The organism is Thiocapsa sp. C2-2m (assembly GCF_041903745.1).
GTDB classification, from domain to species: Bacteria; Pseudomonadota; Gammaproteobacteria; order Chromatiales; family Chromatiaceae; genus Thiocapsa; species Thiocapsa roseilacustris.
This window is the reverse complement of the sequence record NZ_JBBWVD010000001.1, coordinates 1-26,930: the sequence shown is the minus strand read 5'-3', so window position 1 is coordinate 26,930 and position 26,930 is coordinate 1. Positions and strand designations below refer to the sequence as shown.

The 26,930-nt window shown below is 64.1% G+C and carries 24 protein-coding genes; 10 read left to right on the top strand and 14 right to left on the bottom strand.

Annotation, left to right across the window (positions count from 1 at the left end; all coding sequences use genetic code 11):
- Window positions 1-46: 46 nt before the first annotated feature.
- The 9 genes from AADX97_RS00120 to AADX97_RS00080 all read right to left on the bottom strand — a co-directional run bounded on the left by AADX97_RS00120 (window position 47) and on the right by AADX97_RS00080 (window position 10,008).
- Window positions 47-799 carry a hypothetical protein gene (locus AADX97_RS00120; RefSeq protein ID WP_374232938.1) on the bottom strand — a complete coding sequence of 251 codons (753 nt, stop codon included), beginning with the start codon at window positions 797-799 and terminating at the stop codon, window positions 47-49.
- Between the two features lie 307 nt (window positions 800-1,106).
- Entirely contained in the window at window positions 1,107-1,796 is a 690-nt protein-coding gene (locus AADX97_RS00115) for a DUF4351 domain-containing protein (RefSeq protein WP_374232939.1), read from the bottom strand.
- Between the two features lie 314 nt (window positions 1,797-2,110).
- Entirely contained in the window at window positions 2,111-3,445 is a 1,335-nt protein-coding gene (locus AADX97_RS00110) for a tyrosine-type recombinase/integrase (RefSeq protein WP_374232940.1), read from the bottom strand.
- An 833-nt stretch (window positions 3,446-4,278) separates the two neighbouring features.
- Window positions 4,279-4,737, bottom strand: coding sequence for a bacteriohemerythrin (locus tag AADX97_RS00105; protein ID WP_374232941.1), 459 nt, complete (start codon window positions 4,735-4,737; stop codon window positions 4,279-4,281).
- Between the two features lie 702 nt (window positions 4,738-5,439).
- Window positions 5,440-6,123, bottom strand: coding sequence for a TIGR04211 family SH3 domain-containing protein (locus AADX97_RS00100; RefSeq protein ID WP_374232942.1), 684 nt, complete (start codon window positions 6,121-6,123; stop codon window positions 5,440-5,442).
- A 110-nt stretch (window positions 6,124-6,233) separates the two neighbouring features.
- Window positions 6,234-7,169 (bottom strand): ornithine carbamoyltransferase, encoded by a 936-nt coding sequence (gene argF / locus AADX97_RS00095; protein ID WP_374233061.1) that lies wholly within the window; start codon window positions 7,167-7,169, stop codon window positions 6,234-6,236.
- Between the two features lie 28 nt (window positions 7,170-7,197).
- On the bottom strand, window positions 7,198-8,376 hold the full coding sequence (locus AADX97_RS00090) for an aspartate aminotransferase family protein (RefSeq protein WP_374232943.1): 1,179 nt from the start codon (window positions 8,374-8,376) through the stop codon (window positions 7,198-7,200).
- Window positions 8,377-8,615: 239 nt separating this feature from the next.
- On the bottom strand, window positions 8,616-9,167 hold the full coding sequence (locus tag AADX97_RS00085; RefSeq protein WP_374232944.1) for a cytochrome b: 552 nt from the start codon (window positions 9,165-9,167) through the stop codon (window positions 8,616-8,618).
- A gap of 319 nt (window positions 9,168-9,486) precedes the next feature.
- Window positions 9,487-10,008 (bottom strand): TlpA family protein disulfide reductase, encoded by a 522-nt coding sequence (locus AADX97_RS00080; RefSeq protein ID WP_374232946.1) that lies wholly within the window; start codon window positions 10,006-10,008, stop codon window positions 9,487-9,489.
- 242 nt (window positions 10,009-10,250) lie between these two features.
- Here AADX97_RS00080 and AADX97_RS00075 point away from each other — a divergent pair, with 242 nt between their 5' ends.
- Together AADX97_RS00075 and AADX97_RS00070 are read left to right on the top strand one after the other, a co-directional pair.
- Window positions 10,251-11,618 carry a YhjD/YihY/BrkB family envelope integrity protein gene (locus tag AADX97_RS00075; protein WP_374232948.1) on the top strand — a complete coding sequence of 456 codons (1,368 nt, stop codon included), beginning with the start codon at window positions 10,251-10,253 and terminating at the stop codon, window positions 11,616-11,618.
- 3 nt (window positions 11,619-11,621) lie between these two features.
- Window positions 11,622-13,910, top strand: coding sequence for a response regulator (locus tag AADX97_RS00070; protein WP_374232951.1), 2,289 nt, complete (start codon window positions 11,622-11,624; stop codon window positions 13,908-13,910).
- A gap of 7 nt (window positions 13,911-13,917) precedes the next feature.
- Here AADX97_RS00070 and AADX97_RS00065 read toward each other — a convergent pair whose 3' ends face one another.
- The 3 genes from AADX97_RS00065 to AADX97_RS00055 form a co-directional block, all read right to left on the bottom strand.
- On the bottom strand, window positions 13,918-14,298 hold the full coding sequence (locus tag AADX97_RS00065; RefSeq protein ID WP_374232952.1) for a hypothetical protein: 381 nt from the start codon (window positions 14,296-14,298) through the stop codon (window positions 13,918-13,920).
- A 244-nt stretch (window positions 14,299-14,542) separates the two neighbouring features.
- Complete coding sequence (locus AADX97_RS00060) at window positions 14,543-15,505, bottom strand: alpha-E domain-containing protein (RefSeq protein WP_374232953.1); 963 nt, start codon at window positions 15,503-15,505, stop codon at window positions 14,543-14,545.
- Between the two features lie 59 nt (window positions 15,506-15,564).
- The gene (locus tag AADX97_RS00055) at window positions 15,565-17,022 is read right to left on the bottom strand and encodes a circularly permuted type 2 ATP-grasp protein (protein ID WP_374232955.1); all 1,458 of its coding nucleotides are present in this window, start codon (window positions 17,020-17,022) and stop codon (window positions 15,565-15,567) included.
- A gap of 296 nt (window positions 17,023-17,318) precedes the next feature.
- On the opposite strand from AADX97_RS00055, the gene AADX97_RS00050 reads away from it, so the two are divergent.
- Complete coding sequence (locus AADX97_RS00050) at window positions 17,319-18,122, top strand: 20S proteasome subunit A/B (RefSeq protein ID WP_374232957.1); 804 nt, start codon at window positions 17,319-17,321, stop codon at window positions 18,120-18,122.
- 5 nt (window positions 18,123-18,127) lie between these two features.
- Here the strand turns inward: AADX97_RS00050 and AADX97_RS00045 are convergent, their stop codons facing one another.
- Window positions 18,128-18,598, bottom strand: a complete 471-nt coding sequence (locus AADX97_RS00045; RefSeq protein ID WP_374232959.1) for an ATP-dependent zinc protease — start codon at window positions 18,596-18,598, stop codon at window positions 18,128-18,130.
- 167 nt (window positions 18,599-18,765) lie between these two features.
- On the opposite strand from AADX97_RS00045, the gene AADX97_RS00040 reads away from it, so the two are divergent.
- Window positions 18,766-19,476 (top strand): hypothetical protein, encoded by a 711-nt coding sequence (locus tag AADX97_RS00040; protein ID WP_374232961.1) that lies wholly within the window; start codon window positions 18,766-18,768, stop codon window positions 19,474-19,476.
- A gap of 221 nt (window positions 19,477-19,697) precedes the next feature.
- Here the strand turns inward: AADX97_RS00040 and msrB are convergent, their stop codons facing one another.
- Window positions 19,698-20,096, bottom strand: coding sequence for a peptide-methionine (R)-S-oxide reductase MsrB (gene msrB / locus AADX97_RS00035; RefSeq protein ID WP_374232962.1), 399 nt, complete (start codon window positions 20,094-20,096; stop codon window positions 19,698-19,700).
- Between the two features lie 876 nt (window positions 20,097-20,972).
- Here msrB and AADX97_RS00030 point away from each other — a divergent pair.
- The 6 genes from AADX97_RS00030 to AADX97_RS00005 all read left to right on the top strand — a co-directional run.
- Window positions 20,973-21,590 carry a hypothetical protein gene (locus tag AADX97_RS00030; protein WP_374232963.1) on the top strand — a complete coding sequence of 206 codons (618 nt, stop codon included), beginning with the start codon at window positions 20,973-20,975 and terminating at the stop codon, window positions 21,588-21,590.
- Window positions 21,587-22,498, top strand: coding sequence for an archaetidylserine decarboxylase (asd, locus tag AADX97_RS00025; protein ID WP_374232964.1), 912 nt, complete (start codon window positions 21,587-21,589; stop codon window positions 22,496-22,498). Before AADX97_RS00030 ends, asd begins: the two co-directional genes overlap by 4 nt.
- A gap of 31 nt (window positions 22,499-22,529) precedes the next feature.
- Window positions 22,530-23,696 (top strand): hypothetical protein, encoded by a 1,167-nt coding sequence (locus AADX97_RS00020; protein WP_374232966.1) that lies wholly within the window; start codon window positions 22,530-22,532, stop codon window positions 23,694-23,696.
- On the top strand, window positions 23,693-24,541 hold the full coding sequence (locus tag AADX97_RS00015; protein WP_374232968.1) for a lytic transglycosylase domain-containing protein: 849 nt from the start codon (window positions 23,693-23,695) through the stop codon (window positions 24,539-24,541). Before AADX97_RS00020 ends, AADX97_RS00015 begins: the two co-directional genes overlap by 4 nt.
- A gap of 52 nt (window positions 24,542-24,593) precedes the next feature.
- Window positions 24,594-25,145: a LemA family protein gene (locus tag AADX97_RS00010; protein ID WP_374232970.1), complete on the top strand. Its 552-nt coding sequence runs from the start codon at window positions 24,594-24,596 to the stop codon at window positions 25,143-25,145.
- Between the two features lie 86 nt (window positions 25,146-25,231).
- The coding region (locus tag AADX97_RS00005) for a DUF2207 domain-containing protein (RefSeq protein ID WP_374239264.1) at window positions 25,232-26,930 on the top strand (1,699 nt) is incomplete at its 3' end.

Here is a 26,930-nt window from a genome sequence, read left to right as displayed (position 1 = left end):
TTGCCGCCGCGGACCACGGCGATCGGTCGTCCACGTGCCGCACGCGCTAGCGCCCGGTGCGATCAGCTGTCGGTCCTGCTCGTAGTCCAGTCCGAGCAACAGAGCCGTCTCGGCCTTGGCGAACTCGGTGCCGAGAAAGCCCATGGCCGAGCTGCGAGACCAGCTCCGCACGCAGGCAGCCCCAGCAGACTGCGCTCGCCCGAGTGCGAGCGAATCGCATACACCGGGGTGTTGTCCAGCAGGTCGTGCCGACAGAGGCTCTCCCCGGCCGTGCGATCCAGCGTGACGAGGAAGAATGCCTTGGGGTCGTATCCGATCGGCTCGCGATGACCGCCCGAGGGATGCGCTTGAAAGTCGGCTCGGCGCGCTCGCCATCGGGTTCGCTCGCGGCCGAGAGCAGCGGGAGCGCCGCGGCCCGTAAGACCGCATCCGCAACCGACCGAGCAATCGCCGCGCTGTCGGTGACGCCGGTCGCATCCACCAGGACCACCCGACGACGAAAGCGCTCGATCCGCTCGACGGGCAGATTGCCGAGGACCGGGAGGTGCCCGTGGGCGGCGATGATGCGCCGATCCGGGGCGACACCGTTCTCCAGGAGCGCTCGGACCCCTTGGGCGGCGTGAAAGACGGGCGAGTCGGCTCCGCACAGGACCAGGACGCGAATCGTGGGGTTCCCCGCGATGTTCGTCACCATCCGCTCGATCCCCGGATTGACGGTCACCAAACGTCCGGCGATCGCTACACTCGGCAGCGCGGCCAGCGGGTGTGACCCGCTCGGCGGAAGTGCCGGCGTCGTCACGGACCGGCCTTCAGCAGATCGAGCGTCGCATCGAACGTGCGAAACAGCCGCACCGCGACGGCGTTCTCTCGCTCGGATCCTGACCCAGCCCTTTCGCCGGAAGCCGCGTGAGACGCACGATCGGACGCGGCGAGCGGTGCTCGCGTCCGAGCGACGGACCCGCGGCGTGTGGATCATCGGGCCTGTTCGGGGTCCGTGTCGGATCGGATCGACATAGGACGCCGGTTGCCGGATCGTCGGTCGATCTCGTCATCCGAGATCGGCGGGTTTTCGGACCGGCGTCGGTCGTGGGTAGCGCACCACCGGATCAGTGCTGTCGGAGCCAGGCGTCAAGGTCATCCACGGACGCGAAGTCCAAGAGCGCCTCGCCGAGCGCCTCCATTCGTTCCAGCGACAGCGCGCCGACACGCGCGTCGATCTGTCCGGGCAAGACTCCGAGGCGGCGTTGCAAGAGCTTGCGCACCAAGCTCTCCGCCTCGGTGCGCCGGCCTTCTTCACGGCCCTCTTCACGGCCTTCCGAATGACCGCGCGTGTAGCCGAGGCGTTCGACGGATGTTACGTAGGGCATGGTCTTGTTTCTCTCCAGGTTCGTCAGGGCCTGCCACAGCTTCACTTCCAACTCGACGGGTAGGGTCATCATCCAGTCGATGACGGCGAACAGATCGATGATGCGTTGGCGGTCCCAATTGCGTTCGTAGAGGAGTCGCGCAAGCCGCCATTTTGCCGCATAGCGTTGCGCGGCGTCGCCGCGGGTTTGGCGGGTCAGCAAATGCGCGGCGGTGACGATCGCGAACGGGTTGGCATCCTCCAACAGCGCCTCGAGCCGATCGGCAAAGTCGATCAGTTTGACCAACGGATACTCCATCCAGTGCCGGCAGCCGAACAACGAGTAGCCGAAGTTGCCCGGACGCCAGGAGGCACTGTCGTCGGCAAGGACCGCGAGACTGGCGATCGGGCGATCATAGCGATCGAACAGGCGGTAGTTGTAGGTGAACATGCGCTTGGCAAAGGCGTGTCGTGCCCGCCCTGGATCTCGATATGGACGTAGACCCAGTCCTCGCTCCCGTCGAGCCGATGGACGGCAACCAGCTTGTCCAGGACGCGTTTGCCGAGCGCGGCATCCTTCAAGACTTGCGCCAGTTCCTGGTCGAGAAACCGATGGCCTCGGGTCCAGTCGATTCCCGCGTGGGCCGCCGGAAAATAGAACGCGAGAAACTCCGGGAAGTGATGCTCAACGGCGTCCTTCCACGGGGTGTCGAGGTCGTCGGCGGGTGTCGGCTGAACGGGGATTTCGGTCATGGTTTCATTCTGTCATTGGCGATCCCGGTGTCGCTGCACCGGATCGGAAGGCGCGTCGGCGACGGGATTGCGAGGCCGTTCTGGTCCGCCAACCGCGCATGCCTCCGACTCGGCATCGGTGACGCCGCTTGCGGCACACCAGTCCGCCCATTGCAGCATCATGGCGCGGCGCTTGTCGAACAGATCGCCGCGTCGATAGGCTTTTTCGGCCTTGTTGCCGATAACATGTGCCAGGGCCATCTCGCAGACATGGTTCGGGAAGCTGCTCACTTCACCGGCCCAATCTCGGAACGACGAGCGGAATCCGTGCGGGACCGCGTCGCCCCGCGTGCCGCCGACGCCGAACCCCATGCCGCGCATGACCTGCAGCAGGGCCATATTGGAGAGCGGTCGACCGTGCTTTGCGCCCGGGAACACGTAAGGGTGATTGACGATGCGCGGAAGGGTCTCGATGACGGCCATCGCGGCGTCGCTCAACGGGACGCGATGCTCGCGATTTGCTTTCATGCGCACGGCCGGTATCGTCCACACGCGGGCCGCGAGGTCGATCTCGGTCCATTGTGCACCCAAGACTTCCCCGGTGCGGCATGCGGTCAAAATCAGGAACTCGAGCGCGCGGGCGGAGATGCTGGTCAATCCGCGCAATTGCACCAAAAACGCAGCGACGTCTTGATAGGGAAGGGCGGGCTGCTGCCGGACCGTCTTAACCTTGGTCGGTTTCGGCAACAACTTGTCCAGATGACCTCGCCAACGGGCCGGATTCGCCGTATCCCGCCACTGCCGGGCAGCGGCAAAGTCGAGGATGTTCTCGATGCGCCCTTGGACGCGTTTGGCGGTCTCGGTCTTCGTGATCCAGATTGGCTTGAGCACCGAGAGAATGTGGTCGGTCGTGACCTTGTCCACGGGCTTGTTGCCGAGCGTCGGGCGAGCATAGGTCTTGAGTGTGGTCGTCCACTGTCTTGCGTGTTTGCGATTGCTCCAGCCATGCCGGTTCAGCCTGATGAAGGCCGCTGCCGCTTGTGTGAACGTCGGAATCAACGGCTCGGGTTCGACGTAAACCTCGGGTGCAGGAGCCCACGCCTTCGCCGGGTCGAGGTGCTCCGCCAAGAGAACCGCAGCCTCGTTGGCCTTCGACGTGGCTTGTTTGAACGACGTCACGGGTAGCGCTCCGAGGCTCAATTCCTTGCTGGTGCCGTCGAATTGATACCTCAAGAACCAGCCACGCGACCCGCCTCGAACGCGCAGAAAAAGCCGTCGCACATTCGTCGTATATTTCCCCGGAGGGACGGTCTCTGCCTGCCGAGCGGTCGTGATGACGACTTTTCCTGCTTGCGTACGGCTAGCCATGCGTCTCTGTCTGCCCCCAACTTTGCCCCCAATCGCGACGGAGATTGTAGCATACGCTCAGGGACGAGTATGGACATGAAAGGAATTATCTAACTGTTTTTAATATTCTTATCCGGATGAAGGAAGGCGTTTTGAGACGGGAAATATGCGGACTCCCTCTCCGCCACTAGATTCGAAAAAATAGAATAAAAAAATTTAACCCGCGCCAAGCGCGGTATGTGATGTTCTTGGATGCATCCACCAGGTCGCGTCAACCCGGCATCGACCCCCAACGTCTGGGTAGGTAGAGCGCAGACGGGAGCAGGCAGTCAGCGGCACGACGATCAATCGGGACTTGGCTCTACTCTCTGCGGCGATCGGGTACGCCAACGTCGAGCTTGAGTGGATGCTGTCGAATCCGGTGGCGGGAGGCAAGCTGGCCGAACCGGATGGGCGGGCGCTTCGATGCCTGGGTCGAGAGCTGCCCGCTGCGGCTGACCAGCCCGAACGCCCCGAGCACGCGCGACGTGCTCGGCACCGCCATCCTGGCGGTGCTGTCCGGGCATCAGCGCTACGCCCACATCAGTGCCCTGCGCGGCGACACCATCAACGCCGCCCTGCCGGGCCTGTGGGAGGTGCTCGCGCGCCTGCCGCTGGCGCACTGGCCGGTGTGCATTCGCGGCGACCGCGACTGGGGCACCCAAGCGAGATCAGGCGCTGCCTATCCAACGGCCTCCCCGCTCCGAAAACGCACCACATGGATCCTTCGACCGGCGGGGCGCATCTGCTCCGCGCGGGCAGCGCCTTCGGCAATGGGCGGTTGTTCGGCACGCCGGTCGAAGATTACCAGCCAGCTACGGACGAGGCCCGATCGTCGATTGTTCCCGACGTCCGACGGGTTGGTCGCCGAGCTCGCCAGCCTTCACATGCAGGGCATAGAGAATGTCTTCGTCGGCAATGTGGTCGATCAGCCAATCCTGGGTCATGTCCAAGGCCCGATCCGCCAATTCCTGGGTGGGGCCGAAGTTGCGTAGATCGTTATCCAGGCCATCCAGATTCCGCATAAAGGCGGCATGCTGCCTGAGATGATCGGCCAGATCCGGATAATCATGCTTTTGCATGAAAGCTTCTTCGGTGCTGAAGTGGGTCTCGGCGTAGCTGCGCATGAAGGCCATCGCCTCGATCAGGCCATCCCTTTCCTCGCGGTTCAGGATGGCCTCGTACAACCGGTGCGATGCTTCGAAAAATCCTTTATGTTGCCGATCGATTTCGTCGATGCCGATTCTGTAAATCTCAGACCACTTTCTTAACATTAGGATACCTCGGGAACAGGACGACTGGGGCAGCCGCCGCAAGAATCGTTCGCGACCTCATCGGGTTGCCGGTCGAAGCAGCGTCGCGCAACCTCGATGCCTCGGATGTTGTCGCAACTACACCGGCGCTATGATCTCATGACGCGGTTTTTCGCGATTACTCAGTTTTGCGAAGGGATCCTCGAGTCCGCCGTCCCGGACCACTCCCGGCGTGCTCGCGGGAGGATGGCCCCGAGCGCGTCGACCCTCGCCTAAAACAGCCCCCGTGATCTCCTCCTCCGAAACACGGATCGCACCGCTGCAGGGAGTCGCATGCTGCGCCACAAGCTAGAGGCTGGTGCATGCCGCAATCGTGAAGAGCGCAAGGGCAAAGCGCCTGGCGCGCGGCCGATCGCGGTGAACGACGGCGATCGAGAGCTGCGAGAACAACGCAAGCCGGTTGAAAGATCTGGACTCATCAGGTCGGTCTGACGCGATTGAAGCACGGCATCGGCCGGCAAGCCAACATCGACGGAATCCCGCCGAAGCGAACGGTGTCGGCAGAGCCGTCCGGAAAGGGCCGTACTCGCCGCAAATCAGAGATTCCGAACAAGCAATCGACAGGTCCTCGAGCGAGGAGTGCCGGGCACAGGGCGGTCGCGGGGGCGGGGACAGGTGACCGACGCCGATTCGCCTCGGACTCGGACTTGGGGTGACGCGACGTCAAAGCGATCCCCAAGACCCGCGCCGCCGTCGAAAGCTCAGATGCGGCAAAAAGAGGCCGATCAAGACACCGACAAGGATCACGCCGGCGCCGATCATGAACCAGCGCTGGTTGGTTCGGTTGCCGAGGTCGCGGTTGGCTTGCTCGAGCTCGGCGCGTTCACGCGTGAGCTCGCTGACCTGGATGCGCAGACGCTCGCGGTCGCTGGTGATGTCGAGGATATTGGTCGAGGCGTGGCGAATGGTGGCCAGCTCCTGTTCCAGGCGGACCTTTTCGCGTTGGAGGGCTTGGAAGTCGGTATCGAGGCGGTCGTATGCGGCCTGCACAGCGGCGAGCCTCGCCGACACGCTGTCCGGATCGCCTTGAAGCTCGGCTAAGCGTTTCTCGAGCTCGACGACCCGGGTGCGGGCCGCCGGCTCGTCTTGAAGCTCGCGTTCGAGCACGTAGCCGACCGTCCCGTCTTCGGTGCGCACGCGCGCATATTCGGTCGCCTGGTCGACGCTGATGACCTCGAGCGGCGTGCCGCTCGGCAGCATGCGGATGATGCGGTAGCGGTTGCTCTCGCCCGTGCGCAATGTCACCTCGAGCGAATCCGTCACATAGCGCGTCGCGGCGAGCGCCGAAGGAATCGGCACGGACTGGATGCTCAGAAGACACACGAAGAGGAGTACGAATCGTCTCACGGGACATCCTCGGCCAAGCGCAGGGTTGACGTGAGCAGTCGTGTGACCGAGGCGGTCGATGGTGACTCCGGTCAGTGAAATCGGAAAGCTACACCTGTGCTGTCGGCCTGTCACGCCTGCCGCAGAAGGAGAAACTCAAGCAGCGCCTTTTGGGCGTGGAGCCGATTCTCGGCCTCGTCCCAAACAACCGAGCGCGGACCGTCGATGACGGAGGCCGACACCTCTTCGCCCCGATGTGCCGGCAGACAATGCATGAATAGTGCGTCCGGCGCGGCCCGCGACATGACGACGTCGTCCACCTGGAAGGGCGCGAACAGGGCCTCGCGTTTCGCCTGCTCTTCCTCTTGACCCATGCTGGCCCAGACGTCGGTGACGACTAGATCGGCCCCCTCTGCGGCCTCTCGGGGATCTCGCAGGATGCTGCAACGCCCTTGGACCGCGGCGAGCAGATCGGCATCCGGCTCGAACCCTTCCGGACAGGCGACCTTCAGCTCGAAATCGAACACCTGCGCGGCCTCCATAAAGGAGTGGCACATGTTGTTGCCGTCGCCGATCCAGGTCACGCGTCGACCGCGGATATCGCCGCGATGCTCGTGATAGGTCTGCATGTCGGCCAGCAGCTGACAGGGATGCAGACGGTCGGTCAGGCCGTTGATAACGGGTACGCGCGAATGCGCGGCGAAACGCTCGACGTTGTCGTGATCGAAGGTCCGGATCATCACGGCGTCGACCATGCGTGAGAGCACCCGTGCGCTGTCCTCGATCGGCTCGCCGCGACCGAGCTGAGTGTCGCGAGGGGACAGGAACAAGGCGTGACCGCCGAGCTGTACCATGCCGACCTCGAAGGACACACGGGTGCGCGTCGAGGATTTCTCGAAGATCATCGCCAAGGTGCGGTTCGGAAACGGCCGATAGTCTTCGCCGGCCTTCAACATCCGCTTGAGCTCGGTCCCCCGCGCGATCAGCCCGCGGGCCTCTTCGGCACTCAGATCGAGCAGGGACAGAAAGTGTCGGCAGTGCGTCTGGTGTGTCTGATCGGCATCCATGGACATCGTCTCTCCCGCGGAGCGTTGCTCAGGCATCGCTCAGCCAGCGCTTGATCAGGGCAGTCAGCCCTTCAAGAAGTTGGTCGGCCTCGGAACGGGCCAGAATCAGGGGCGGCAGGAGCCGGATGACGCGGTCCGCCGTGACGTTGATCAACAGGCCGGCCTCAAGTGCCTGCCCCACCAGATCGGCACAGGGGCGATCCAGCTCGATCCCCAGCATCAGACCCCGCCCGCGCACCTCGACCACGCCCGGCACGTCGCCCAGGCCCGTGCGGAAACCGTCCAGCAAGTAAGCGCCTTGCTCGGCGGCGTTCGCGATCAGCCCTTCCGCAACCATTGTCTCGAGCACGGCGCGCGCTGCCCGGCAGACCAGTGGGTTACCGCCGAACGTCGAGCCATGCGAGCCCGGCCCGAAGACTTCGGCCGCGGCCCCGCGTGCAAGACAAGCGCCGATCGGTACGCCGTTGGCGAGACCCTTGGCCAAGGTGACCACGTCCGGGAGGGTCCCGCCGTGCTCATGGCCGAACCACCGCCCGGTGCGTCCCATCCCGGTCTGGATCTCGTCGCAGATCAAGAGCCAGCCGTACCGATCGCAAAGCGCGCGCAGACGCTGCCCGTAATCCGCCGCCGGGATGCGAATCCCGCCCTCGCCTTGGATGGGCTCGAACAGAATCGCGACGATGTTCGGGCGATTGGCCGCCGCGGTCTCGATCGCCTCGACGTCGTCGTAAGGAACCCGCACGAAGCCCTGCACGAGCGGCTCGAAGCCGGCTTGAACCTTGCGGTTGCCGGTCGCCGAGAGGGTGGCGAGCGTGCGGCCGTGGAAGCTGTTCTCGGCCACCAGGATCGCAGGATTCTCGATCCCGCGTCTGTGGGCATGGAGACGCGCGATCTTGATCGCGGCCTCGTTCGCCTCCGCACCGGAGTTGCCGAAGAAGACCCGATCCATGCCGGACATCTTGGTCAGCATGGCGCCGAGGCGCTCCTGCTCGGTGATCCGGTACAGATTGGACGTATGCACCAACAGGCCCGCTTGCTCGCAAAGCGCGTCACGAACCGCCGGGTGCGCATGCCCGAGCCCGCACACCGCGATGCCCGAAAGCGCGTCGAGGTACCGTCGGCCGTCCGTATCCCAAAGCCAAACACCCTCGCCGCGCTCAAAGGCGACCGGCAAACGCTTATAGGTGGCCATCAAGGGTTCGGTCATTACGGCAGACCCCGCTGCATCTCCAAAAAACAAAAAAGGCGGTTCCTCTACACGGGAAACCGCCTCTGCTCAAAGGCGAAGCCGGGGAATATAGCGCGAAAAGATCCTGAGCGACAAGAACCCGAGATACCTGATCCCCGGCGAGCCCGAGCAAATCCGCGATCGGATGCAGACACGAGGAGCCGACCCGATCGTCGGTCGATCTCCAAATGCATCGACATCGCGCTCCGGGCGGAGCATCAGAATAGACTCATACGCTTCATCACACCGTCACGTTTGATGCGCCAATGATAGATCGCTGCGGAGACGTGAATCAGGATCAATCCCAGAATTACCCAACCGACAATCCCGTGTAGTTGGAACAGCGTCTTGCTCAGCTCCTTGTTCTCGGCGATCAGGCCGGGGAGCGTCACGTCGAAAAACTGCACGGGGAAACCGCCGGCCGCAGTGCCCAACCACCCCAAAATCGGCATCAGGATCAACGCGACATAGAAAAGGGTGTGGACGGTCAGACTCGCCGCGCGATTGAGGCCGGTCAACGGGGGTTGATAGGCCGGCGACCGGAAAAGCCGCTTCAGTGCAACACGCAAAATCATCAAGGCCAGCAGCAGGATCCCGAACGTCTTGTGGTAACCGTAGAGCTGATTGGTCATCTCCAAGCCGACCAGATCCTTCAGCTTGTCGAACCCGAGGTTACCCAACAAGGCCCCGACAGCAAGCAAACCCAAAACCAGCAGGGCAATCAACCAGTGCAGTAGTCGCTGAGCATAGTTGTAGCGAAGGGTCTCCACTCAATCCTCCGAAAGACATTGATGTGATGAGTCATGTCGGCGGCGATACGCTCCGTGCAGGCCGAAGCGGCCCCTTACTCCTCGCGCCATCCAATCCCGTTTCTCCAGTCTTCGTCACGCTATACAGTAAGACTTACGGCCACCGACACAAGGATCCCGGACGGCTCCCCGTCAATTAGGGTGTGCGGGCGGGGCGAGCCTGCGTCAACACATCCGGACCGGTCGCGACGGGCGGCGCTTATTCGCAGTGGGCGAAAGGGTCGCCTCCGGGTCGCGTCGACGGGCCGGCGGACCGCATGCGATGCGCAGCGCGCGCGGCTCAAGGCCGTCCTTTGAGTGCCCGCACCTGATCGAGCAGTGCGGGATCGTCCCATTCGCGCTCGCCGGCGGCGCTGTAGACAAGGCGCCCTTGGGGATCGATGACGAAGGTGGTGGGCAGACCCTTGACGGGGTAGCTTTGAACGACCTCGGAATCAATATCCATCGGGATCGGGAAGGCGACATCGGTCTCGCTCAGGAAATGCGCAATGGTCTCGGCGTCTTCGCCGACGTTGACGGCGATCACCGAGATGCCCTCCACGGCGACGGTTTCGTGGGCGCGCTGCATCGAGGGCATCTCGGCGCGACAGGGTGGGCACCAGGTCGCCCAGAAGTTGAGGATGACCGGCTTGCCGCGATGATCGACGAGCCGTTGGGGCTCCCCGGCCGGCCCTTGGAGGTCGAACTCGGGTGCCTGGGTGTCGTCGGACATCGGCATCAGGGTTTGCGGCTCGTCCGCCGTAAAGGCGGCGGACGAAGACAGGATGGCTAGGGCTCCGACGAAGTTGCAGGAAGAACGCATGGGATTGCTCGTCGATTAGGTGAAGAATTGTCGAGGACCCGCGAAGGGGATCGATGACGACGCTTGGGCAGGGCCGGGGATCGTCACGCCCTCCAATACACTGAGGTGGAGAAGGCGCGAGCAGGCTTCAAGTCGGCGCAGCTGCGAGGGTGTACCGAGGCGACAAGGCGCTCCAACCCGATATAATGACGCAACGGCAGGCGGCCGGAAGTGCCGTCCGACTCCTCCGCGAGAGAGTGCAGATGAACCACGCCATGCCCGTGTCCGAGCGCATCGACGCGCTGCTCTGGAGTCGTCGGCTCGACGAGATGCCGCCCTGGCAAGCCCTGCCGATCTGGCTCGGTCGCTTGATTTACGCGCTCGTGCGCGACCTGACGCAAGGCTATCTGTCTCTTCAGGCCATGAGTCTGGTCTATACGACCATCTTGGCGCTGGTGCCCCTGCTGGCGGTGACCTTCTCGGTGTTGAAGGGGTTCGGCGTCCACAATCAATTGGAGCCTCTGCTCCTGAAGGCGCTCGCTCCGCTCGGCGAAGGCGGCGTGGAGATCACCACCCAAATCATCGGCTTCGTCGACAACATGCGGGTGGGGGTCCTCGGCTCGGTCGGGCTCGCGCTGCTGATCTACACCGTCATCTCCCTGGTCCAGAAGATCGAGCAGGTCTTCAACTTCACTTGGCGTGTGACGACGCAACGCTCCTTCTCGCAGCGTTTCAGCAAGTATTTGAGCGTTATCCTCGTGGGCCCCGTGCTCTTTTTCTCGGCTGTCGGGCTCTCGGCCTCGCTCGGCGGGAACCCCTTCGTGCAAGCGATCATCGAGGCAAAGCCGTTCGGACATGTTTGGCATGCGTTGGGGCAGCTCGGGCCCTTCATGATGATTTCGCTCACCTTCGCCTTCTTCTACGTCTTCGTTCCCAACACGCGGGTTCACATCCTCTCCGCGGTTGTCGGGGCACTCATCGCCGGGCTGCTGTGGGAGGTTCTCGGCGGGATGTTCTCCTACTTCATGGCTAGCTCGACGCGCCTGATGGCCGTCTATTCGAGCCTGGCGATCCTGATCCTCTTCATGATCTGGATCTACATCGCCTGGTTGATCCTGCTGATCGGCGCCAGCATCGCCTTCTACCACCAGCACCCCGAGTATCTGAGGATCCGCTCGCGCGACCTGCAATTGAGCAATCGACAGCGCGAGCGTCTCGCCTTGATCCTTGCAGGGCAAGTAGCCTGCCGCTACGAGTCGGGCGAGCCGCCCTGGAGCAGCGAGGAGCTTGCGCGGAACCTCGAGGTTCCCAAGACCAATGCCGAACGGATGTTGGGTGTGCTCGAGGAATCGGGATTTCTGATTCGCACCGCCGGGGAGTCACCAACCTTCGTCCCGGCGCGTGCGACCGACGGTATCTCGGTCAAGGCGATGCTCGATGCCGTGCGCTGCTTCGAAGAACGCGAAAGCGGCTGTCGAGGTACCCTCCCGGACGGAGAGATCGCTCGGATCGAGACGGGCATCGATCAGGCGATCGACACGGCGCTCGGCGGCATGACGCTGCGTGACCTCGCCCGTGCGCTCGACACGTCCGCGCCTGCGGCTCCGTTCGTGGATTCCGGGCAGGGCTGATCGATGATGCCGCACCGTGGCAACGGTCTGCCGCATAACCCCGCGACGGACGCACTGATCGAGGCGGATCTCACGCGTCTGCTGTTCGAGCAGCTTCCCGCCAGCCTCGTGATCACCGCTGCGAACGCCCTGCTGGTAGCGGCCGCGATGAGCCTGGTTTCCGACCCGGTCGGGGCCTGGATCTGGTTTGCCGCGATCCTGGTGATCCTGATCGCCCGCGGGCTCCTGATGATGCGCTATCGACGCGCGGGCGAGGCCCGCTCGTCCGCCGATTGGACCCGTCGATTCGCGCTGGGTGCCGCCGCGACGGGCCTTGCCTGGGGCCTCTCGGTCTTCCTGCTCCCCAGCGATGTGTTGACCTATCAGGTCTTTCTCGGCTTCGTCATCTCCGGGATGGTCGCCGGAGCGATCCCGAGCTTGAGTGCCTACCTGTTCGCCTATCTCTTCTACATGCTCGGTGCGCTGGTGCCCTTTGCGCTGCGGATGATCGTCATCGGCGACGAGCTGGCCTTTACCTTTCTCGCGCTGATCATGCTCTTCACTGTTTTCATGTGGCTGAATGCGCGTCGTTACCATCGCACCCTGCGCCATTCGCTTGAGCTGGGACACGTCAATCTCGATCTGATCGCCAGTTTGACGCAGGAGAAGGAGCGGATCGCCGCATTGAACCGGGATCTGGAGCGCGAGATCGAGGAGCGGCGCGCGACCGAGGCGGCCCTGGTGATCGCCAAGGAGCAGGCCGAATCGGCGAGCGTCGCCAAGGGTCAGTTCGTCGCCAACATGAGCCACGAGATCCGCACGCCCATGAACGGTGTGCTCGGCCTGCTGGAGATGCTCTCGCAAGAGCGCCTGAGTGCGGAGCAGAAGGGGCTGGTCGATGTGGCGTACACCTCCGCCGAGAGTTTGCTCAACGTCATCAACGACATCCTGGACTTCTCCAAGATCGAGTCCGGACGACTCGATCTCGAGCGCATCCCCTTCGATCTGCGTCGTCTGGTCGAGGATGTCGCCGGTCTCTTCACGGCGAGCGCGCGCAGCAAACAGATTGAGCTGGTCTGCTTCGTGCCGCCGGGGTTGCCCGCCCGCGTGCTGGGCGATCCTCACCGTCTGAGGCAGATCCTGACCAACGTCTTGGGCAATGCGGTGAAGTTCTCGCATTCCGGCGAGGTTCAGCTGCGGGTCGATGGCTATGCGCAGGAGGGCGAGTGGAGCCGATTCTGCTTCGAGATCTCGGACACCGGGATCGGCATGACGCCCGAGCAGCTCGAGCGTCTCTTCAAGCCCTTTGTCCAGGCGGACGGCTCCACGACACGGCGTTTCGGTGGCTCCGGTCTCGGTCTTGCCATCAGCAAGGATCTGGTCGAGCTGATGGGCGGCGACATCCAGGTTGAAAGCACCTTCCGCCGGGGCTCACGATTCCGCATCCAACTGCCGTTCGGGCATCAACCCGATCCCGCCGAGTCGACCGAGGGTGCGCGGCTCGAGGGTCGGCGGATCCTCTGCGTCGACGACAACGCGACCAATCTGGAGATCCTCGGTCTCTATCTGAGCGGCTGGGGTGTGGTCTACGAGGCCGTACCCGACGGGCCGACGGCGCTCGATCGGCTCGCCCGTGCACAAGCCGAGGGTCGCCCCTTCGAGGCCGCCGTGCTTGATCTGCAGATGCCCGAGATGGATGGCCTCGCGCTCGCGCGTGCGATTCGTGCGATTCCCGCCCTTGCTGCCGTCCGACTGATCCTGCTGACCTCGGGCGGGCCTCCGGAGCCCTTCGCAGAGGCTGCGGATCCGGTGGATCTCATTCTGAGCAAGCCGGTGCGGCAGGGTTTGCTTCGCGATGCACTCGCGCAGATCCTCGTCACCGGCAGGCCGATCTCGGCCCAAGGCGAGGCACCGCTGCTTGAGCGGCCATTCAAGGGGCGCGTGTTGCTGGCCGAAGACAATCCGGTCAATCAACAGGTGGCGCGCGGGATGCTCATGCGGTTGGGCATCGAGCCGGACCTGGTTCAGAACGGCGCCGAGGCGATCGAGCGACTCGCGAGCGGGCGCTTCGACGTCGTGCTGATGGACATGCAGATGCCGGTGCTCGATGGTCTCGAGGCGACGCGCCACTGGCGGGAGCGGGAATGTCGGGAAGCTCGTCCGCACACCACGATCATCGCCATGACCGCCAACGCGATGGCAAGGGATCGGGATGCCTGTCTGGAGGCGGGGATGGACGACTATCTCGCCAAGCCGGTGAAGCTCGCCGAGTTGCGCGAGACCTTGGCGCGGTGGTTGTCCGTCGCGACCTGAGGATGGCTCAGGGTGCGGGCTCGTTGCTCGGGAAGAGCTCGCGATAGGTCGATGCGTCGAAGATCGCCTCGATCCGTTGGATCCGGCCCTCGTGCACGCGTGACCATTGCGCGGCCTCGACGGCGAGCTTCTCGGAGATCTGGATCCGATAGGTCATGAAATGGCAAACGTCGTTCCCGTCCACAAAGACCTTGCGGATCGCTCTGTCGAGGATGATGCCGCTCGACAGGGTGGCGTACTGGATGAAGTCATCCGCTCGATCGAAGCTCGCAATCGGACTGCGATAGCAAAACCCGGTGTCGGCGAGAAGGCCGCGCATCGTCTCGTAGTCCCGCGCCAATTGGGCGGCGAGATAGGCATCCACGATCGACAGAGGGTCTAGGGTCACCGTTGGCTCCCGGTTCGGCGAGAAGGAGCTTGCATGGTCCAGGGTTTTCCCCGAGGCGTCCAATCGACTCCCGATGAGGGTCGCGATCCGAACCGATGGAGCCGCACCACTACCTTGCCGCCGATCGGTTTACGTTGGCATCCGGTTTCCCGCTTTCTGAATCGCGTCGCACCAAGCCCCGTATTTTGATCCAACACCGAACCGATACACCGACCGCGCATCTCGCTGCGGACGCGATTCAGCTTCAGTCCTGCGTTTGCGATTGGGTCTGGGTCTCCGGAGGCGGCGGGAACCAGGTCCGTGCGAGCTCCTCGTGCAGATCGCCGATCCCGACCTGAAGGTCGTCGATAAAGGCATGCAGTTGTTGCTGATTGAGTCGACGCGGCTCGGTCCCTTCGAGATTACGCTTGAGCCGTCCCGCCACGCGCAAGGCCGATTCGTTGCGCGGCAGCTTCGAAAGACTGGTCCGCAGCGCTTCGATGCTATGCACGACCGAGCGCGGAAACACCTCGTTTTGAAAGAGAAAGCGCAACACAGGTCCACGCAGGACGCGAATCTGCTCGCTGCGCCGATAGGCCTGGTAGGCCGTCATGGATTTCAGCACGCTGACCCATTGTATGGTTTCGAAGGGTCGCAGCTCGGTCGCCTCCTCGGGCAGCAGATTAGCCGAGCGCACGTCGATGATGCGGGTGGTCATGTCCGCGCGTTCCAGGAAGCGCCCCAAGTGTAAGAAATCGTAACCCTGATCGTGCAGCATGGTGCCCGAGAGCAGCCCGTTGATGTTTTGGGCGCCTTGGATAACCCGCTTCAGATAGGCGTGTCGACCGCCTTTCGTCATCCCTTTGGGAAGATCCTCGCGGGCGAAGAGATAGATCTCGTTCAGCAGCTCCCAGACCTCGCGCGGGACGAAGTCGCGTATGGTGCGACAGTTCTCGCGTGCCGCCACCAGAGCCGCCAGGATCGACCCCGAATTACGCTCGTCGGCGAGCAGAAACCGCACGACGTTGCGCTCGCTGTAGTCCTTGTAGTGCTCTTCGAAGAGCGGGTTCGCACCCGTGATGTCGACCAAGGGCCGCCAGCCCGGTGCGATGCCCTTGGGCAGGTCGAGCAGGAGGTTGGCGTTGACCGTCACGATACGGGCGGTGTTCTCGGCCCGCTCGACATAGCGGGCCATCCAGTAGATGTTTTCTGCAACACGCGAGAGCATGTGTTCCGACCCCTATGCTCGATTGGATTCGCTTCGGTCCCTGCCGAAGGCTCGGCCGCTCATTCGTCGGCTTGCGGCGGCTCGGGCACGATCCAGGTGTCTTTGCTGCCGCCGCCCTGGGATGAGTTCACGACCAAAGACCCTTTGCGCATCGCTACCCGTGTCAGCCCGCCCATGGTGACCTGCTGGCGGTCCGCCGAGAGGATGAAGGGGCGCAGATCCACATGACGCGGCTCGAGCTTCTTGCCGATAATCGTTGGCACGGTCGAGAGCTTCAGCGCCGGCTGGGCGATGTAGTTGCGGGGATCCTTCTTGATCAGCTCGGCGAAGTGCTCGCGCTCGGCCTTGGTCGATGCGGGACCCACCAGCATCCCGTAGCCGCCGGACTCGTTGGCGGGTTTCACCACCATCCGTTCCATGTTTTCCAGCGTATAGGCCAGTGCGTCCGCCTCCATGCAGCGGTAGGTCGGGACGTTCGGGATGATCGGATCGGCGTCGAGATAATAGCGGATCAGCTCGGGCACGAAGGCATAGACGACCTTGTCGTCCGCAACCCCGGCGCCGGGCGCATTGGCCAGGGCGACGTTGCCGGCCTTCCATGCGCGCATGAGTCCGGGCACGCCGAGCGCGGAGTCCGGCAGGAAGGCTTCGGGATCGAGGAAGAGGTCGTCGATGCGGCGATAAACGACGTCGACGCGGGCGAGCCCGTCGACAGTGCGCATGTAGACGCAGTCGTCCTTGTCGACGAAGAGATCGCGCCCTTCCACCAGCTCGCAACCCATCTGTTGTGCCAGATAGGAGTGCTCGAAATAGGCCGAGTTGTAGATGCCGGGGGTCAGCACGACCACTGCGGGATAGTCCGCGGGGCGCGGCGAGAGTGCCGCCAGGGTGTCGAAGAGCTCCGACGGATAGTCATCGACCGGCAGCGGTGCGTAGTGCTCGAACAGCTCGGGCAGCACGCGTTTGGTGACCAGACGATTCTCCAGCATGTAGGAGACACCCGAGGGGACACGCAGGTTGTCTTCGAGGACGTAGAGGGTCCCGTCCGCGTCGCGCACCAGATCCGAGCCGCAGATATGCGCCCAGATCCCCAAGGGCGGGTCGACACCGACGCACTGGGGGCGGAAGTTCACCGATTTGGCGAGGACCTCGGCCGGAAACACGCCGTCCTTGATGACCTTTTGATCGTGGTAGATGTCGTCGATGAAGAGGTTCAGTGCCTTTACGCGCTGGCGCAGTCCCGCGTCCACACGCTCCCACTCGGACTGTGCAATGATCCGCGGGATGATGTCGAAGGGCCAGGTCCGGTCGATGGCTCCGCCTTCCTCCGAATAGACGGTGAAGGTGATCCCCATCTCCTTGATCGAGACATCGGCGGCTTCCTGGCGGGCCACCAGCTCCTCGGGGCCGAGTGCCTCGAGATCGGCGAGCAGGCCGGCGATTGCCCGATGCCCGTTGCCGGCGACCAGCTCGTCGTAGAAACCCTCGGAGGGGTAGGCATTCCAATCGATACTCATGCTACTCACTCGCAGACCAGGTGGCGGGGATGGCTCGGCCGGAACGATTTGCGACGCCGATCAATAGGGGAGCGACCTCGAAACCTCATGCTCGGAGTATGCTGGACAAGGGCGGCGACGTCTATCCGCTCACGAGCTGCGGAGGCGCTTGTCTCGTATGCAGGTCTTCGACCGTGCGCTGCATCCTCTCGCACATGCAAGCCCAAGACTCACGCAACCGATCGCGGTCGCGCGACCACCCGGACATGACCACCCGACATTGACCACCCGATATCGACCACACAGACACGATCATCATGACCTACTGCCTCGGACTCGCCCTCGACGAGGGCCTCGTAATGGCCGCCGACTCCCGTACCAATGCCGGTGTCGACTATGTCACCACCTTCAGCAAGCTGCACGTCTTCCAACCTGCGCAGGACCGGATCTTCATCCTCATGTCCGCGGGCAACCTGGCGACCACGCAGGAGGTGCTGAACCGCATCCGACGTGATCTCGACCAGCCGCGTGACGCAGGACCCATCACGGACCCGCACCCTGAGCGCTCGCGGATCGATCTGCTGAGCGCACGTTATCTCTTCGAGGCGGCGGACTATGTCGGGCGGGTCAGCGTCGGGGTGCAGCGCGATCATGCCCCGACATTGCATCAAAGCGGCGTGAGCGCGGAGACCACGCTCATTCTAGGGGGGCAGATCGCCGGTCAGCCGCACGGTCTTTATCTGATCTATCCGCAGGGCAACTATTTCGCCGCCTCGCCCCAGACGCCCTACCTGCAAATCGGCGAGACAAAATACGGCAAGCCGGCGCTCGACCGTATCGCCGAGCCGGACCTGTCGCTGGAGAATGGGGCGCGTTTGTGCGTGGTCTCCCTGGACGCGACCTCGCGCTCGAACGTGACGGTGGGGCCGCCGTTCGAGGTCGCCATCTACGCCAAGGACGGTCTGACCCTGACCCACCGACTCAAGCTGACCGCCGATTCGCCGGCTCTGCGGTCGCTGTCGTACAGTTGGAACGAGGGCATCCGCGGCGTCTTCGACCACCTGCCCCGTTTCGATTGGGAGGCGATGGGCGAGGCGCCGGCGCAGCGAATACCGACCTGAGGACCTCAGTCGTAGTGCTCCCGGGGCCGTGTCACCCGCCCGGTCAGAAAGGAGCGCGCCGGATCGACCCGGGCACGGCCGGCAAGTGCGGTGCGACCGAGCAACATCCGAAACAGCATGGTCTCGCGATTGGTCAGGGTCATCTCGACCGGCCAATCCTGCCCGGCCAGCATGAGCCGGCTGCGGATGATGTAGCGATCTTCGCGGTGACCGCCCGAGTCGGTGACCCGCCGTTGGTCGACGACCGACGCCTCGCAGTGGATGACCACGTCGGTGCACTTCTGCAGCGGATGAACACCGAAGCGCACGTAGCGCTCGCGACCCCGATGGAAGCCGTCGACATAGAAGGCATGGAGGGTGGAGGTGCGCGCCCCAGTGTCAACCTTGGCCTTGACGAGGCTCAGCCCCAGCTCCGGCAGGGCAACCCATTCGCGCCAGCCCAGCAGCAAGGTCTCGGGATACTCGCCGGGGATCACGGTCTTACCTTTGGAACAGCGTGTACCCGCGCAATTCTCACTTCGATTCTCCGCATCGCTCGTCCTGAATCCTCGATGATCGATGTTATCAGACCCGCGCCTTGATGGGGGCTGTTAGACTCGGCACCGACTCGCACGAGCTCGCACCCCCCATCTCAGAGGCATTTATGCGCAAATTGATCCAGTCGACCCTCCTGCTCTTCCTGGCTCTGCCGTTGGTTCGTGCCGCCGTTGCCGATCAGGGTACAGCCAAGATCCTCGCGCCATGGGAGGCGAACGGTCAGCTCTTCCAGATCGCCGTGGATAAACTCCAGTTCATCGGGACGTTCGAGGGCATCATGTATATCGAGCACGGGGACGGGCTGCTGGATGCCGCGCTCTTTACCTGTCCATCGACCCAAATCATCCATGTTCTGAGCAATGAGCTCGATGGGCAGGGCTACTGCACCATCGAAAGTCCGACCGGCGATTACGTGTATGCGGAATTTAACTGCAACGGCGAGCCAGGATCCTGCGCGGGTACCTTCACGCTGACGGGCGGAACAGGACGCCTTGCGGGGATCACCGGTCAGAGCGACATGATCGTGCGTACCGCATTGAGTGGGACCGCGATGAACGAGTCGACCGGCGGTACGGTGTCGGCGGCGAAGGGGCTCGCGATCTGGCCGGAGATGCGATTCGAGTTTCCCGGGAAAAGTGCGAAGGCCGGCATGCTCGGAACAGGCTCCGGCTCAAATGGAGGGGAAATCATTCCGGACATGCTCACTCCGGAGGATCCGGGCAACCCGGCCGTTCCCGAGGCATCCACCAAGGAAGCAGCCTCCGGGGACTCGCCTGCGAACGGGTCCGCGCAAGACCACCGGGCGAGTGACCGCTAACCGGATGGCCCGCCGAGCCTTACTTACCGAGCAGACGACGGAGGACCGACCGCTTCTCGGGTGCGGCCCTCGCGGGTGCACTTGTAGCGTTGCTCCTCGGCGCCCCGGCCTTTGCGGCGGGACTCCGTGAGATCGTCGGAATCGCCATCGTCGAAGACGACGGCTCGCTTGGGGCACGGCCGTCGACGCCATCGGTCCGCGCTGATGCGGCGAAGACCCGATCAGGCTTCGGGCTCGAACGCCAAGGACACCGAATTGATGCAGTATCTGAGCCCTGTCGGTCTCGGCCCGTCGGGAAAGACATGCCCGAGATGGGCGCCGCAACTGTTGCAGATGACCTCGGTGCGTCGCATTCCGTAACTCATGTCGTCCTCGGTCGCGACGGCATCCGGCGCGGACGGCTGCCAAAAGCTCGGCCAGCCCGAGCCGGAATCGAATTTCGCGCTTGCGTCGAACAGAGGCTCGCCGCAGCAGATGCAGCGGTAAAGGCCCGGCTCCTTGGATGCATGATATTGTCCAGTGAAGGCCGGTTCGGTGCCTTTTTCCCGGCAGACACGGAATTGCTCCGGCGTCAGGGTTTCGCGCCATTCGAGATCGGTCTTCTCGATTTTATGACCCATCGTGACCTCATGAGATTTGGTTTCGACGTTCCGCTCGAAGATCGAATCGATCATGGGCCGCATTGGCTTGAGCCTCGGCCGAGGCGACCCTTATACTGACCGCACACTCCGGTCCGAATCTTGAAGTTTCGCGACCCCGATCGCCACTTGGTTTCGATCCCACCCCAATCATGACATTATCCGTGTCGCCCCGCCCTGATGGTTTGTGCTCGAGACCATTCGGAAGGGTCAACGAGCGAGACGGGAGTCCACCGTGCCCGGCGCCGGCGCTGGAGGCCGAACCGGAGTGGCGTCTGGTGGATGCGGCGAGACCAACGTCTGCGCCAATCGCCAGCGTCCGAGCGCGCGCCTTATCCACCCTACGCGACCAATTGTGCGTGGTGGATGAGCGTAGCGCATCCACCATCCCCGGTGGCGGGGAGCACCGGTGGCCGAACCGGAGTGGCGTCTGGTGGATGCGGCGCGACCAACGTCTTCGCCAATCGCCAGCGTCCGAGCGCGCGCCTTATCCACCCTACGCGACCAATTGTGCGTGGTGGATGAGCGTAGCGCATCCACCATCCCCGCTGGCAGGGAGCGCCGGTGGCCGAACCGGAGTGGCGTCTGGTGGATGCGGCGCGACCAACGTCTTCGCCAATCGCCAGCGTCCGAGCGCGCGCCTTGTCCAGCCTACAGCGCTTGGACACCCCTACCGTATCAGAGGCGTGATCGGGGTCACGAATGCCTCTAATACGAAGCTAATGGGGTCGCATCGCCGCGATGTCCACTCGCCGCTGTGCCGGTCCGCACGATGCGACCCAGGCAGTCCCCCGCCAGACGCGAAGCCCGTGTCGACCGATGCGGATCCGGCGTTTGCACCCGAGGCGTTTGCCTGAGATGTTCCTGCGGAACCGACACCCCATCTGGATCCGCCTGGTCCTGATGCTCGCTGCCATCTCGCTGTTCGTCCTGGCCTACCAGTGGGGGAATCAGTACCAGCGCCGCAGCGATGCGCCTCCGGTGATCGGCGGGTTGCTGATCCGCCCGCCCGCGAGCCTGCCGGATTTCGAGCTTCGGGAGGCCCTCGGACGTCCGTTCGGCCACAAGGATCTATCGGAAGGCTGGACCCTGCTCGCCTTCGGCGATCTGTCGCGCGCATCGGGACAACTCGCCGTCCAGCGTCTGATCGATGTCTACAACCGGGTAGCCGACGAGCGCGCCTTGCGTAAACAACTCCGCCTCGTGCTCGTGACCCCCGGTGATGATTCGAACCTTCACCGGGATTTCTCCGGTCTCATGCCCGCGTTGAGAATATTGGGCGGTGAGGCCGAGCAGATCGAACGTCTCCGCGCAGACATCGGCCTCGGCGCGTCGGACACGGCGGCGATCTTCGTCGTTGCGCCGGGTGGATACCTGCTCGCCTTCCTTCCCGAGACCCAAGGTGGCGCACAAATGGCCGTGGATCTGAAGGCCATCCATGCCGGCTCCGACACCTTGTTGCCGGAACCACCATGACGGAAACAGTCCTGGGCTTGGGGGCGCGGCTCTTCGTCGCCCTTCAGCATGTCCTTCCACAGCACCTGTTGTCGGCCCTCATGTATCGGCTGGCGCGCGTTCGGTGGCGTCCGCTCAAGGATCTGTTGATCGCGACCTTCCTGCGCCTCTACCGGATCGATATGACCGAGGCGGCTCAGCCGCATGCGAAGACCTATGCGCATTTCAATGCCTTCTTTACTCGCGCGTTGATGCCGGACGCACGCCCGATCGATCCGGATCCGCTGGCGATCGTGAGCCCCGTCGACGGCACCATCAGTCAGAGCGGTCGGATCACCGCGTGCCGTGTGATCCAGGCGAAAGGTCGGGATTACAGCGTCGAGGAGCTTCTCGGGGGAGACCCCAAGCGCGCCCGGGTCTTCGACGGCGGTACCTTTGCGACCATCTATCTCGCGCCGAGCGATTACCACCGGATCCACATGCCGCTCGGCGGCGATCTCGCCTGGATGCACCACATCCCGGGACGGCTGTTCAGCGTGAACAACGTCACCGCGGATCTGGTGCCGCGTCTGTTCGCCCGCAACGAGCGGGTTGCCTGCCGATTCGAGACCGATGTCGGCGCCATGGCGATGGTCCTGGTCGGGGCCATCTTCGTCGGCGGGATCGAGACCGTCTGGGCCGGCGAGGTCACGCCTGCACGAGGCAGGGATCTGCCCTCGAATGCTGGCACCGGTTCGGGTGCCGGCGTCGGATCGGTCCGGCTCGAGCGCGGCGCCGAGATGGGCCGCTTCAATCTGGGCTCGACCGTGATCCTGCTCTTCGAGCCGGGTCGGGTGCAGTTGGACGAGTCGCTCGTGCCGGGCAGCAAGGTTCGACTCGGGCAGCGGCTCGGCCGCCCCGCCGCGGTGTCCGAGCACCGCGAGTCCTGACGCGAGCCCGAAGCGAACCGGAGGCGTTTTCATGTCCCATCTCTTCCTTGCCGTAACCGCCCACGGGTACGGTCATTTGGCGCAGGCGGCGCCGGTCGTCCATGAGCTGGCGCGGCGTTTGCCCGGTCTGCGGATCACCTTGCAGAGCGACATTAATCCGAGCTTGGCGCGCAGCCGACTGCCGCCCGGGTTTACGCAGATCCAGGAGGCGACGGATATCGGTCTGCTCATGGACGGTCCGCTCGGCACCCGCTGGTTGGAAAGCCTGATCCGATATGCGGATTTCGAGGCCGACTACGAACGGCAACTCGAGCACGAGACCTCACTGTTGCGCCGAGAGGCGCCTGACCTGGTCTTGGCCGACGTGCCCTGGCTGCCGCTGGATGCGGCGCGGCGGGTGGGTATCCCGGCGGTAGCACTCTGCTCGCTCAACTGGTACGACATCCTGCTCGAGAGTCCGGTGGCCGATCGGGTCCCCGCACCTGTGATGGAGCGAATGCGGGCGGTCTATGCCGCGGCCGAGCGCTTCATCCGACCGGCCCCCTCGATGCCGATGTCCTGGCTGCCGAACGCGATCGATGTCGGCCCCATCGCGAGCCGTTATCCGGATCGTCGGGATGCGTTGCGCGCACGCTGCGGTGTGCCCCCCGATCGCCCCTTCGCCCTGATGCAGTTCGGTGGATTCCAGGGGTTCGATCCGCTCGCGATGTGGCCCGAGCAGGACCAGGTCCATTGGCTGGCTCAAGATCTCCCCGGCGGTCCGAGGCGCGATGCGACCGGGATTTCTTCGGTTGGACTGCGGGTGCCGGACGACGTCATGTCCTCCTGCGATCTCATGCTGTGCAAGCCCGGCTACGGCAGCTATGCCGAGGCCGCCGTCAACCGAATCCCCGTGCTCTATGTCAAGCGCGGCGATTGGCCGGAGGAAGCCGCCCTGATACCCTGGCTGGCAGAGCGGATGCCGACGCGCGAGATCACGCGGGAGGATCTTCTGGCGGGACACCTCGCCGAGGCAATTCATGCGTTGCGCACCGCCGATCGACCGCCTGCCGTGGAGCCGACCGGCATTGCGGAGGTGGCGGATCTACTGGAGCCCCTTCTGGTACACCGGCTCCGTCCTGCGGGTCATGCGTCCCGGGTCGCTCATGCCGGTTCGACGGGCGCCGCCTTGCCAACCTCAGTGGTGGAGGGGACATGACATCCTTCGGTTCCGATCGAAAGCCGGTCCGACGCCTGGCGTTTCTGGCGCTGGCCTTTTGGCCGCTCGTCTCTTGGGCCAGCCTGGCCGGTAAATTGACCTCGACGGAGGGAGCCGAGACGCCGCAGGCCAGGACGGAGTCAGCCAAGATCGAGGCCGACATCCTAAAGCCAGCGAAGGATGCTCCCGCCAAGCCGGCGTTGCCGGTCGCGCCGAATCGACCGCGTCCGAGCCGTGCGGAGGTCATCGCCATGATCCCGGCGGTTGCCGGGCGACATGGTGTGGAGGAGGAATTGGTGCGCGCGGTCGTTGCGGCGGAGTCGAACTACAACGCCCACGCCGTCTCGCGCGCGGGCGCGGTCGGGCTGATGCAGTTGATGCCGCCGACGGCGGCGGACTACGGGGTCACCTCTCTCGCCGATCTTTTCGATCCCAAGATCAACCTCGACACCGGCACGCGTCACCTCAAGCGTCTCCTGCGCAAATACAACAACGACTACGGTCGGGTCATCATGGCCTACAACGCCGGCGAAGGCGTGGTCGATCGCACCAACAGCCAGGTGACCTATCTCGAGACGCTCAACTACACCGAGGCGGTGATTACCTATTACCGCCGCAACGGCGGGACTCAGCCGACTCAGGTGGCCTTGAATCAGGTGCGGACCCTGCGCGGGACGCGCGACTTAGGGAAGGGGCGGCGCCTGATGAAAAAATACCTGGATCCGTCGTTGTTGTCGCTCAAGGTCAAGCCGACGCTCGATCTGCGGCGCCTCAATCCGGCACTTCACGAAGTGGGTCCGGAGAGCAAGCCGATGTTCGAGCTGGGCGCGACCGGTCGACCCTGATTCTTGTTAGGGACGGCACATCGTCGACAGCTCTCGGGAGGAGTCTCGGCACATGGTTTACGGGTTCACGGCACTCCTGCTGATCCCGCTCGTCTGGGGTCTCTGGGTCTTCAATCGCTTGGTGCGCCTGCGCAATCGCGTCCGCGCGGCCTGGAGCGATATCGACGTTCAGCTCACTCGGCGTCACGACCTGATCCCCATGTTGGTCGAGGCGGTACGCGGCTATGCGGCGCATGAGCAGACACTCTTCGAGGCCGTCGCGGCGCTGCGCACCCGTGCGGTGGCGACGGAAAGTCCCGCCGAGCTGGCGACCCTGGAGGCGGCACTCGAGCAGTCGCTCGGTCGACTGATTCTGCTCGACGAGGCCTATCCGGATCTGAAGGCGAGCGAGAATTTCCTGCGCCTTCAGCGCGATCTCGTCGATGTCGAGGAGCATCTCCAATACTCACGCCGTTTCTACAACGGCGCGGTGCGCGAGCTGAACGACGGCATTCAAAAGGTGCCGGACCTGCTGATCGCCCGGCTGTTCGGATTTGCATCGGCCGAATTCTATCTGGCCCGCGAGTCCGAGCGTGCGGCACCGCGACTTGAGGACAAGACATGATCGAGGGCCTTCCCGTTCGGGTTGCCGGGTGCATCGCGTTGCCCCGGATACAGGGATGCTTTACCCCGAGGAGGCGATGGCTCCTCATGCTCCTGCCCCTGCTCCTGCTCGGGGTCAGCGCACAGGCCGGTGCCGCCGAGGAGATCCTCTCCTTCCACAGCGATCTCTCGATTCAGCCCGACGGCAGTCTCGAGGTGACCGAGACCATCGCGATTCGCGCCGAGGGCCGCGAGATCCGCCGCGGCATCGTGCGCGAGTTTCCGACCCGTTATCGCGACCGGCTCGGCAACCAGGTCCGGGTCGGTTTCGAGCTGCTCGGCGTGGAGCGCGACGGCATGCCGGAGCCCCATTTCATCGAGCGCGTCTCCAACGGCGTGGAGATCAACACCGGCAACGAGGATTTTCTCGCGGTCCCGGCGACCTATACCTACCGCATTCGCTATCGCACGACCCGTCAGCTCGGCTTCTTCGAGGGGCATGACGAGCTCTACTGGAATGTCACCGGCACCGGTTGGATCTTTCCGATCCTCGAGGCGAGCGCCAGGGTGCGGCTTCCGGCCGAGGTCCCGATCGCGGACCTCACGGCCGAGGGCTATACCGGGCCTCAGGGCGCCGTCGGTCGAGACCTGGTCGCCGAGGTCGTCGCGCCCGACGAGATCCGCTTTGCGACGACGCGACCCCTGGGTGTTGCCGAGGGTCTGACCATCGTTGCCGGCTTCCCGAAAGGTCTGATCGCGGAGCCGACGGATGCCCGGCGCCTCGGCTGGCTGCTGTACGACAATCGCGGGGTGCTGGTCGCCCTGGTCGGGCTGAATCTGCTGCTCGCCTATTACGGGACCACCTGGTGGCGCGTCGGCCGCGATCCGCAGGCCGGCCCGATCTTTCCGCACTACCGTCCCCCGGATGGACATTCACCCGCAGGTCTGCGCTATCTGAGTCGGATGGGCTACGATCACCGCTGCTTTGCCGCCGATCTGGTCGAGATGGCCGTGAAGGGCCATGTGGTGATCCATCAGGAAAAGGCCGGTTGGCGCGAGGCGTGGCGTCTCGAGCGTTTGCGCGGCGCCGACCCGGCCGCACTCACGCCGAGTCAAGCGACCCTGCTCCGGCTGCTCTTCGCCAAGGGCGATCAGCTGGTGCTGACCAACAAGCAGGCGGATCGGGTCGGACCGGCGCAGAGCGGACACACGCAGAGCCTCGCGCAGCTCTACAGCCCGCGCTTTTTTCTCGTCAACGGCGGCAAGCTCGGCTTAGGAATCGCCTTCTCCGTGCTCTACGGGGTGTTGGCCTGGATGGTCGCGGGCGGACACGGGATACCGGCCATGCTCGTCTTGTTCGGGCTCGCGGTCGGTGCCCATGGCCTCTTTGCTTGGCTGCTGAAGGCCCCGACCACCGAGGGGAGACGGCTGCTCGACCGGATCGAGGGTTTGAAGCTCTACCTGAGTGTCGCCGAGCGCGATGAGTTGAAGGCGCTCCCCGGACCGGGCAGCGATGTGCCGTCCATGCTGGATGCTGAACGCTACGAGGCGCTCTTGCCGTATGCGCTGGCCCTGGATGTCGAAGATGCCTGGACCCGCAAGTTCACGCTGGCCGTCGGCGCCGCGGCTGCGGCTGCCGCCGCAGGGGCCATACACTGGTATCGAGGGCGCGGCAACGCCGGAGATCTCTCGCGCATGAGTCGTTCGCTCGGCCAGACCCTGAGCCGTCAGATTGCGTCATCCGCGACGCCGCCCGGCAGCAGCTCGGGCGGGGGCGGCGGCGGCTCTTCCGGCGGCGGCGGAGGGG